Origin of the sequence: Streptomyces sp. NPDC059695 (assembly GCF_042733785.1) — a bacterium.
GTDB lineage: Bacteria > Actinomycetota > Actinomycetes > Streptomycetales > Streptomycetaceae > Streptomyces.
In genome coordinates, this window is the sequence record NZ_JBHWFF010000057.1 from 19,804 (window position 1) to 27,460 (window position 7,657).

Annotated in this window: 7 protein-coding genes; 4 read left to right on the forward strand and 3 right to left on the reverse strand. The window is 74.3% G+C overall.

The features are described from left to right. Positions 1-2: 2 nt before the first annotated feature. From ACFV2S_RS36460 to ACFV2S_RS36470, 3 genes are read right to left on the reverse strand one after another with little or no spacing between them, the layout of a single operon-like run. Positions 3-1,631: an ABC transporter substrate-binding protein gene (locus ACFV2S_RS36460; RefSeq protein ID WP_385570119.1), complete on the reverse strand. Its 1,629-nt coding sequence runs from the start codon at positions 1,629-1,631 to the stop codon at positions 3-5. Next, entirely contained in the window at positions 1,628-1,855 is a 228-nt protein-coding gene (locus ACFV2S_RS36465) for a ferredoxin (RefSeq protein ID WP_385570123.1), read from the reverse strand. The genes ACFV2S_RS36460 and ACFV2S_RS36465 overlap by 4 nt, the downstream gene beginning before the upstream one ends. Positions 1,856-1,860: 5 nt before the next feature. Continuing rightward, positions 1,861-3,096 (reverse strand): cytochrome P450, encoded by a 1,236-nt coding sequence (locus tag ACFV2S_RS36470; RefSeq protein WP_385570127.1) that lies wholly within the window; start codon positions 3,094-3,096, stop codon positions 1,861-1,863. A 164-nt stretch (positions 3,097-3,260) separates the two neighbouring features. Between ACFV2S_RS36470 and ACFV2S_RS36475 the strand changes: the two genes are divergently transcribed. Genes ACFV2S_RS36475 through ACFV2S_RS36490 form a run of 4 tightly spaced genes read left to right on the forward strand, consistent with a single transcriptional unit; the run spans position 3,261 to position 7,538 of the window. Next, on the forward strand, positions 3,261-4,028 hold the full coding sequence (locus ACFV2S_RS36475) for a 2-oxo acid dehydrogenase subunit E2 (RefSeq protein ID WP_385570130.1): 768 nt from the start codon (positions 3,261-3,263) through the stop codon (positions 4,026-4,028). After that, positions 4,025-5,167, forward strand: a complete 1,143-nt coding sequence (locus ACFV2S_RS36480; protein ID WP_385570133.1) for an alpha/beta hydrolase — start codon at positions 4,025-4,027, stop codon at positions 5,165-5,167. Before ACFV2S_RS36475 ends, ACFV2S_RS36480 begins: the two co-directional genes overlap by 4 nt. Continuing rightward, a complete protein-coding gene (locus ACFV2S_RS36485; RefSeq protein WP_385570137.1) occupies positions 5,164-6,075 on the forward strand; it encodes a TIGR03621 family F420-dependent LLM class oxidoreductase in 912 nt (303 codons plus the stop codon). The genes ACFV2S_RS36480 and ACFV2S_RS36485 overlap by 4 nt, the downstream gene beginning before the upstream one ends. Beyond that, entirely contained in the window at positions 6,072-7,538 is a 1,467-nt protein-coding gene (locus ACFV2S_RS36490; RefSeq protein WP_385570141.1) for an FAD-dependent monooxygenase, read from the forward strand. The genes ACFV2S_RS36485 and ACFV2S_RS36490 overlap by 4 nt, the downstream gene beginning before the upstream one ends. Positions 7,539-7,657: the final 119 nt, after the last annotated feature.

Here is a 7,657-nt window from a genome sequence, read left to right on the forward strand (position 1 = left end):
GGTCAGTCCTCCAGCCGGGCGTCGTGGAAGCGGGGGTACGCCTGGACGTCGAAGGTCACGCCGCGCACCCGGTCGGAGACCCCGAGGAGGGTGGCGGGGGCGTACACGGGCAGGGCGTAGACCTGGTCGTTGACGCGTGCCTGGGCCTTCGCGTACAGGGCGGTGCGGCGCGCGGGGTCGCGGGTGGCGGAGGCCTCGCGGAGCCAGCCGTCGAGCTGCGGGTCGCTGAGCCCGAAGGCGTTGACGCCGCCCTTGTCGCCCGTCTGCGCGGAGTCGAAGTAGGTCCGCAGGATGTCGGGTTCGGCGCGGTTCCAGCTGAAGGCGAGGACGTCGGCGTCGCGGCCGACCGCCTTCTCCAGGTAGGCGCCGGGTTCGAGGGCGGTGAAGCGGAGGTCGATGCCGGCGCGCTTGGCCTCGGCCTGGATGCCCTGGCCGAGGAGCGCCCGCTGGTCGCGCATCAGGCTGTTCATGTAGGGCCAGTGCACGGTGAGGCGGACGCCGTTCCTGGTGCGGAAGCCCTGCTCGTCGCGCCCGGTCCAGCCGGCCGCGTCGAGGAGCCGGGCCGCCTCCTCGGGGTCGTACGGCCGGCTGCCCTCGGTGGCCCGGTCGTAGCCGGCGGTGGTGGGCGTCAGGGCGCTCCAGGAGCGCTCGTACGCCCCCGAGTACAGCGCCTTCACCAGCGCGTCGAAGCGCACGGAGCGCTGCAGGGCGCGGCGCACGCGCGGGTCGTCGAGCGGCGCCCGGTTGACGTTGAGCATGAGGGTGTACGGCGCGCCGGGCTGGGTGGCCCGCATCAGCCGGAAGCCCTCGGCGTGCCGGAGCCTGCCGACGTGGCTGGGCGGTACGGCGGAGGCCAGGTCGACCTGGCCCGAGCTGAGGGCGCCGAAGCGCGAGGCGGCCTCCGGGATGAACTCGACGGTGACGCCGTCGACATGCGCCGGGCCCCGGTTGGCGGCGTCGGGCGGGCCCCACGCGTAGTCCGGGTTGCGGTCCAGGTCGATCCGCCGGTTCCGGGTCCAGCCGGCGAAGACGAAGGGGCCGCTGCCCACGGGCTTCAGGCAGGTCCGGCCGCGGTTCGCGCGGAGCGCGGTGGGCGACTGGATGCCGAAGGTGGCCGTGGACAGCACCTGGAGGAAGGGCGTGTACGGGCGGGAGAGCCGGATCCGTACGGTGCGGGCTTCGACGACGGTCGCGCCCTCGTACATGGAGATGAGACCCGCCGCGTACTGCGACTTGGTCTCGGGCGCGACCGTGTGGTCGAGGGTGGCCTTGACGGCGGTCGCGTCGAAGGCGGTGCCGTCGTGGAAGCGGACGCCTTCGCGCAGGTGGAAGGTGTACGCCCGCCCGTCGTCGGAGACCTGCCAGGACGTGGCGAGCCAGGGCCTGACGCGGCCCCGGGCGTCCATGGCGACCAGCGAGTCGAAGACGCCGCGGCCCAGGGCCGCCGTCACGTCGTACGGGCTGATCTGCGGGTCCAGGCAGTCGGGCTGGGAGTCGACGGCGTACACGATCCGGCCCTCCTGCCCGTCCGCCCGGCCGGTCCCGGTGCCGCACCCGGTGGCGACGGAGGCCAGGGCCAGCGCCGCCACCAGGGCCCGGCGGACGACGGAGCGATGCGTACGGGTCCTCATGCGCCCGGCTGCCCCTCGACGTCGTCGGGGCCGGCGGTGACGCGGAGCGCGGCGGCCGGGCACAGGTGCTCGGCCTCCCGGACGAGCTTCTCGTCGGCCTCGGTGGTGACGGATTCGGTCAGGAGGACGACGAGGCCGTCCTCGTCCTGGTCGAACACCTCGGGGGCGGTCAGGACGCACTGGCCGGCGCCGATGCAGCGGCCCGAGTCGGCGAGGACGCGCACCGGCCTCACCACGCCACGGGGAGTTCGTAGATGCCCTGCACACCGCTCTGCGCGGGCTTGATCTCCACCTCTTCGGCGGCCACGGCGAGCCGCAGCCCCGGGATGCGGGAGAAGAGCAGGGTGAGCGCGCTCTGCATCTCGGCGCGGGCCAGGTTCTGGCCGATGCACTGGTGCACCCCGTAGCCGAAGGCGAGGTGGTGCCGTGCGCCGCGGCCGAGGTCGAGCTCGTCGGGGTTCTCGAAGGCCTCGGGGTCGCGGTTGATCTCCGCGGTCGACAGCATGACGCTGTCACCGGCCTTGATGTGGGCGTCGCCGATGGTCATGTCCTCGGCGGCGATGCGCATGGCCACGTCGCCGATGGAGAGGTAGCGCAGCAGCTCCTCGACCGCCAGTCCGGCGCCGTCCGGGTCGGCCAGGAAGGCCTCCCGCTGACGCGGGTTCTGCAGCAGCGTGAACGTGCTGAGCGTGATCATGCTGGCGGTGGTCTCGTGACCGGCCATCAGCAGGATGATGCCGAGGCGGATCACGTCGTCGCGGGAGAGCGAACCGTCGGCGAGGTCCCTGTGCACCAGGGTGTCCAGCAGGCCCTCGCCCGGCTCGGACTCCTTCTCCTTGCGGTCCACCAGCGACGTCAGGTAGTCCCGCAGGTTCATCAGCGCCCCGGTCGCGTCCTCCTCGGACACCTGGGGCGAGACGAGCAGTGCCGACTGCTCCTCGAAGTAGGAGTGGTCCTCGTAGGGCACGCCGAGGATCCCGCAGATGGTGTGCGAGGACAGCGGCAGCGCGAGACCGTGCAGGATCTCACCGGGCGGGCCCTGTTCGAGGAGGGCGTCGACGAGTTCCCCGGCGCGGCGGTGGATCGACTCGCCCAGCTCGCGGGTACGGCGCACGGAGAACGAGGGGATGAGCCTGCGTCGGTACGCGGAGTGCTCCGGCGGATCCATCCCGACGAGGATCGTCGCCTTCTGGATGGCCTTGCGGCGCGGGCTCGGCGAAGGGAAGTCCGGCCGGTTCCAGTCGGAGGAGAGACGCGGATCGATGAGCATCTCACGGGCGACGGCGTGGCCGAGAACCACCCAGGTGGGACGGCCGTCGTAGAGCCGGGCGCGCACCACCGCCCCTTCGGTGAGCCGCAGATCACGGTATCCGGGCGGCGGCTGGTACGGGCACGTGCGCAGCTGCGGGAAGTCGGGCAACGGCGCGCTTCCGGTGGTGAGGCCCACGGCGCTGGGGCGTGACATGCGCAATCTCCTGCGAGCGGCGACATTCGGGCTGGGGGGCAAGCCTGGAACGGGGGTCTTGGGCGGCGCTAAAGGGCGGCTGTGGGTGGCGCGTCCGGAAGCGGCCGACGACGGGTTTAGGCCGCGCTAAAGGGTGCTTTAGCCGGGGTGCGGAGATTGGCGGGATGCAGATCGCAGCCATCGCCCGGGAGCGGCGACACACGCTCTTCTTCCTCGACGAGATACGGCCCTTCGCGCCGGTCCACCTGGACACGGAGGTGGACATGTCCGGGGTGCTCGCGCACCGCGAGGCCCACCGCGGCGACAGCCGGCTGTCCGTGGTCACGTACGTGCTCCACTCCGCCGCCCGGGTGATCGCCGCCCACCCGGAGGCGAACGCCGCGATCCGCGGCCGGCTGCGGCCCAAGGTCGCCCGCTACGGCGAGGTCTCCGGAAAGGTCGCCCTCGACAAGCGGGTCGGCGGCCGCCGCGTCGTGGTCTCCACGGTCCTGCCGGACCTGGACCGCACCGATCTCAAGGGCATCCAGCACGAGCTGGAGCGCTTCCGGGACGGCGACCCGGAGACCATGCCGGAGTTCGCCTCGATGCTGCTGCTGCACCGTCTGCCGTCGCTCCTCGCGCGCGCGGCCTACCGCCGCGCGGTGCGCCCGCTCGCCGCCCACCCGCGCTTCTTCGGGACCTTCTCGGTGTCCTCCCTGGGGCACCGCGCGGTCGACGGCTTCCACTCGGTGGGGGGCACGACCCTCACCTTCGGCGTGGGCCGGATCGCCGAGCGCCCCGTGGTCCGGGACGGCGCGGTGACGAGCGCGCCCGTGATGCGGCTGAACCTCACCTTCGACCACCGCGTGATCGACGGCGCGGAGGCGGCGGACATCCTCACCGAGGTGAAGGAGTCGCTGGAGGGCTTCTCGGCCGAGGAGGCGCTGCGATGAACGACGTCACGGAGCTGAAGCAGTTCGTGGAGGTGCACGGCCGGATCCTCGGCATCCCGGGCGGGCGGCTGACCCAGGTCCTCGGCCGGATCCGGCACGACGAGGACGGCGAGCCCGGTTCCTGGGCCCGGGAGTGGACCGAGGCCGGCGTCGAACTGGAGCGGCAGGGCCGGGAGGAGGAAGCCGGACGGCACTTCAACATCGCCCGCTTCCCCTACGTGGACGGCCCGGCGCGCGCCGACGCGCAGGCGCGGACCGTCGCCTCCTTCGACCGCTGGCGGCTCGGCGGCACCGCCGGGATCCAGCGGATCGACCTCGACCTCTCCGGCGGCCGGGTGCGCTGCTGGGCGGCCGGTCTCGCGCCCCGGGGCGGCGAGCGGCGGCCCGTGCTGCTGCTGAGCGGCGGCATCGTCAGCGTGAAGGAGCAGTTCGGTCCGATCCTCGCCAAGGCGGACCGCTTCGGTCTGACCGTCGTCGCCGTCGAGATGCCGGGCGTCGGCGAGAACGAGCAGCGGTACGGGGCGGAGAGCCACCTCATGGTGACCGAGCTGCTCGACGCGCTCGCGGACCGCGCGGACACCGATCGGACCGTAGCCGTGATGATGAGCTTCAGCGGCCACATGGCGCTGCGGGCGGCCCTCCACGACAAGCGGATCCAGGGCGTGGTGACGGCCGGCGCGCCGATCGGCGACTTCTTCACGGACGCCGACTGGCGGCCCCGGGTGCCCCGGGTCACCGTCGACACCCTGGCCCATCTCACCGGCGGGACCCCGGACACCGTGCTGCCCGCGCTCGCGGACCTGGCGCTGACGCCGGACGAGCTCGCGGCGATCCAGGTGCCCGTGGCGTACACGGTGAGCGCGCGCGACGAGATCATCCCGCCCGGTGACCGGCTGCTCCTGGAGAACCACGTGCGGGATCTGCGGCTGCTCGTCCACGACGACGTGCACGGGTCGCCGTCCCATGTCGCCGAGTCCCGGCTGTGGAGCCTGCGTTCCGCCCTGGACGCCCTCGGCGGCTACGGGCCCCAGCGCCGGATCCTGGGCCTCGCGCTCGCGGTGATCCGGGCCCGCGGACGACTGGCCGGGGCGGGCGGGCGGCGGTCCGGTCCGGCGGGCCCGGCCGGAGCCCGGTCGTGACGGCGGACGGCGGACGGCTCGTCACCGCAGACCGTGACCCGGTCTTCCGGTTCGGGGTCAGCCAGATCGTGCAGGACGCCGACTGGTCCGAGACGGCCCGGGAGGCGGAGCGGCTCGGCTACGACACCTTCGCGACGACCGACCACCTCGGGATGACCGCGCCCTTCCCGTCCCTGGTGGCCGCCGCCTCGGCCACCGAGCGGATCGGGCTCGCCACCTACCTCACCAACACCTCGCTGTGGGACCCCGAGGTGCTGGCCCGGGAGGTCGCCGGCACCGACCGGCTGACCGGCGGCCGGCTCGCCGTGGGCCTGCACGCGGGCCAGACCGGCAGCACCGCGACGGCCTCGCTCACGGCCCGGGACAAGCGGAAGCACCTGGCGGAGACGGTGGACGTGCTCGACCGGCTGCTCCGCGACCCCGCGCACCTCCCCCGGCCGCTGAGCAGCCCGCGGCCACGGCTGTTGATCGGCGCCGGGGAGCCGGAGGAGCTGGAGCTCGCCGCGCGACGGGCCGACACCGTCTGCTTCCTCGGCGCGGAACTGCCCCCCGGGGGCGGCTTCGTCCTCATCGGCCCCGACGAGTTCGCCGCGCAGGTCGCCACCGTCCGCGCCCGAGCCGCCGCGCTCGGGCGGACCCCCGAGCTGAACACGGGCGTCAAGAAGATCGTCGTCACCGACGACCGGCGGGCCGCCGCGGAGTCCCTGCGCCCCGTGCTCGCCCCTCATCTGACCACGGACCAGCTCCTCGACCTGCCCTCCGTGCTCATCGGCAGCCACGCGGAGATCGCCGATCAGATCCGCCGCGGCCACGAGCGGTACGGCCTCACCTCGTACATGCTCCTCGCCGCCCACCTCCACGACTTCGCCCCCGTGATCCCGCTCCTGCGGAAAGGACGCCCCTCGTGACCGACCCCGTGATCGTCGTGGGTGCCGGCCCCACCGGTCTGATGCTCGCCTGCGAACTCGGCCTGGCCGGCGCGCCCGTCGTCGTCCTCGACCGACGCGACGCACCCGATCCGCACGCCCCCGGCCAGGCCGTCAACGCGGGCGTCGTCGCGCTCCTCGAACAGCGGGGCCTGGCGGACGCGCTGCGCGGGTCCGGGCTCCCGCTGCCCGGCGCGCACTTCTCCCTGCTGTGGCTGCACCCCGAGCGGCTCGCCGCCGAACGGCCGGAGGTGGGCACCGGGCTCCTCGTGGCGCAGCCCCGGCTGACCGAGGTCCTGGAGCGGCGGGCCCGGGAACTCGGCGTGGACATCCGGCGCGGGCATGAGGTGACGGAGCTCCGCCAGTCCACCGGACACGTCACGCTGAAGCTGCGCACCTCCGCGGGCGATTCCACGCTGCGCGGCTCGTACGTGGTCGCGGCCGACGGCGCCGGCAGCACCGTCCGCCGTCTCGCGGGCATCGAGTTCCCGGGCAGCGGCTGGACCGTGTCGGGCATCGTGGGCGATGTCTCGGCCGACTTCTCCGAGCTGGCCGTCCATCACCTGGGCGCCCACTACCTGCCGTCCGGCGGGGTGTACTCCGGCGCGCCCGCCGGACCCGGGGTGCTGCGGGTGATCACCACGGTGTTCGACACCACGCCGCCCAGCCCGTCGGGTCCGGTGGCCGCGGAGGAGCTCCAGGGCGAGGTCGAGCACCTCACCGGGCAGCCGCTGCCCGCCCGCGAGGTGCTGTGGGCCCGCCGCTTCACCAGCCACAGCGGCAACGCCGAGCGCTACCGCAACGGCCGGGTCTTCCTGGCCGGCGACGCGGCGCACTCCTTCTACCCGCTGGGCGGGCTGCGGCTGAGCACCTGTCTGCAGGACGCCGTCAACCTCGGCTGGAAGCTCGCCGCGGACCTGGCCGGCTGGGCGCCGCCCGGCCTGCTCGACACGTACCACGCCGAGCGTCACCCGGAGGGCGAGCGGGCCCGGCTCGCGCTCGACGCCCAGCTGGCCCTGATGCACCCGGCGGCCCGCACCGCCGGGGCCCGCTCGCTCGTCGCGGACCTCGCCCGCTTCGACGACGTCAACCGGTACCTGGTGGAGCTGGTGACGGGCGTCGACCTGCGCTACCGCCTGGGCGCCGACGGCACGTCCGGCTCCGCCGCCCCCGATCCCGCGCTCGGCGGCCGTGTCTCCGGTGCCGCGTCCCTGCTCCACGACGGCCGGGGTCTGCTGCTGGTCGCCGAGGGCGACGGGGGCGGCGAGGAGGGGGCGCACGCCCGGGCGGCGGCGGCCTGGGCCGACCGCGTGGGCGTCGCGTCCGCGTCGGCGGCCGGCGCGCCCGGCTCCGTACTGCTGCGCCCGGACGGGCACGTCGTCTGGGCGGAGGGCTCGGGCTCGCTGGAGGCGGCCCTGAAGAACTGGTTCGGCGCGCCGCGCTGAGCGTGTGGGGAGACGGAGGAAGCGGGCCGCCGGCCCCCCCCGGCCGTAAGGTGTTGAGGGGGGGGGGGGGGGGGGGGGGCCGCCGGGGGGCGCGGGGGCGGCGGGGGGGGGACGACACA

Excerpts from the sequence above, each read along its gene's own strand:
- ACFV2S_RS36460 (WP_385570119.1), bottom strand. The coding sequence starts at position 1,631 with ATGAGGACCCGTACGCATCGCTCCGTCGTCCGCCGGGCCCTGGTGGCG.
- ACFV2S_RS36475 (WP_385570130.1), top strand. The coding sequence starts at position 3,261 with ATGCAGATCGCAGCCATCGCCCGGGAGCGGCGACACACGCTCTTCTTC.
- ACFV2S_RS36470 (WP_385570127.1), bottom strand. The coding sequence starts at position 3,096 with ATGTCACGCCCCAGCGCCGTGGGCCTCACCACCGGAAGCGCGCCGTTG.
- ACFV2S_RS36480 (WP_385570133.1), top strand. The coding sequence starts at position 4,025 with ATGAACGACGTCACGGAGCTGAAGCAGTTCGTGGAGGTGCACGGCCGG.